This is a genomic window from Streptomyces amakusaensis, from assembly GCF_039532665.1.
Classification (GTDB): Bacteria; Actinomycetota; Actinomycetes; order Streptomycetales; family Streptomycetaceae; genus Streptomyces; species Streptomyces amakusaensis.
This window is the reverse complement of record NZ_BAAASB010000071.1, coordinates 1-1,431: the sequence shown is the minus strand read 5'-3', so window position 1 is coordinate 1,431 and position 1,431 is coordinate 1. Positions and strand designations below refer to the sequence as shown.

Annotated in this window: 1 protein-coding gene; it reads right to left on the bottom strand. The window is 69.8% G+C overall.

Going from position 1 to position 1,431, the window contains the following annotated elements:
* A partial coding sequence (locus tag ABD371_RS35665) for an AMP-binding protein (protein ID WP_344486920.1) occupies positions 1–1,431 on the bottom strand: 1,431 nt, incomplete at both ends.

The window sequence follows — 1,431 nt, the reverse complement described above, 5'->3', positions numbered from 1 at the left end:
TGAGGCGGGTTCCGGTCATGGGCCGGCCCAGCGGTGTCGTCGTTCCCAGGGGGGTGTCGTCGGTGTGCCAGGGGGTGTGGGTGGCGCAGAGGGTGGTCTCGGTGGGGCCGTAGGTGGTACGGACGATCAGGCCCGGGTTGGCGTCGAGGACGGCACGGACGGCGTCCGGGGGGATCACGTCCCCACCCGTGGTCACCTCGGTCAGGTGGGTGAAGGCGGTGGGGTCGGTCTCGGCGATCACCCGGAACAGACCGGCGGTCAGCGACACGTGCGTCACCCCGTGTTGTTCGGTGAGAGTGCGCAGAGTGGGTGCGTCGATGATCTGGTCCGGGGGTGTGATGACGATGGCCGCACCCGACAGGAGGGGGGTCCAGAGTTCGTAGACGGATCCGTCGAAGGCGTGGGGGGCCTGGAACAGGACCCGGTCGCCCGGTGTGACGTTCCAGGCCGGATCCAGGGCCAGATCCACCACACCCCGGTGCGGGATCGCGATGCCCTTCGGACGCCCCGTCGACCCCGACGTGAACATCACATACGCCAACTGCCCCGGCACCACAACCGGCAACACCACACCAGCAGTGTCAGCCTCATCGTCTGCGGCGACCGTCAGGACGCTGCGGGTTGACGGCTGGCTCAGGGTGTAGGGGTGATCCGCATGAGCGGGGTCGATGAGGAGGACCGGGGACATATTGCCCTCGGTGGTCTCGTGCATCCGGGGAGCGGGATGGGCGAGGTGGAGGGGGAGATAGGCGGCCCCCGCCTTCATGATCCCCAGCAGCGCCGCCACCAAGGCCGTACCGCGTTGCATCAGCACCGGCACCGGCGTCTCGACCGTCACACCGGCCGCGAGCAGCCGATACGCCACCCGGTCGGAGAGGGCGTCCAACTCGCGGTAGGACAGGGACCGGTCCCCCTCGACCACCGCCACCCCGTCAGGCGTCGCCCGGACAGCAGCAGCGAAGCCCCCGGTGACCGTCCCCGGCTCCGACGCCTCCGGACCCGAACCCCACACCGTCAGCGTGTCCCGCTGCGCGGGGGAGACGACCGGCAGGGCCGAGATGCGCGTCCCGGGATCGGCGGCCACCGCCGACAGAACCCGTACCAGAGCCTCACCCAGCCCCCGGACCGTCACCTCGTCGAAGAGATCGGTCGCGTAGCCGAGCCGGACGGTGAGTCCGGTGTGGTCGGGGTGTGGGGTGAAGCCGATCTCGAGGTCGAACTTGACCGTGGACAGGACGGCGGGTTCGGGGGTGACCTCCAGTCCCGTCAGCGACAGGGTCCCGGAGTCTTCCTCCGTCCAGGAGAGCATGATCTGGAAGAGGGGGTGCCGGGCGAGGGAGCGTACCGGCTGGAGTTCCTCCACCAGCCGGTCGAACGGCAGATCCTGATGCGCGTAGGCCGCCAGGTCCCAGCGCCGTACCCGCTCCAGCA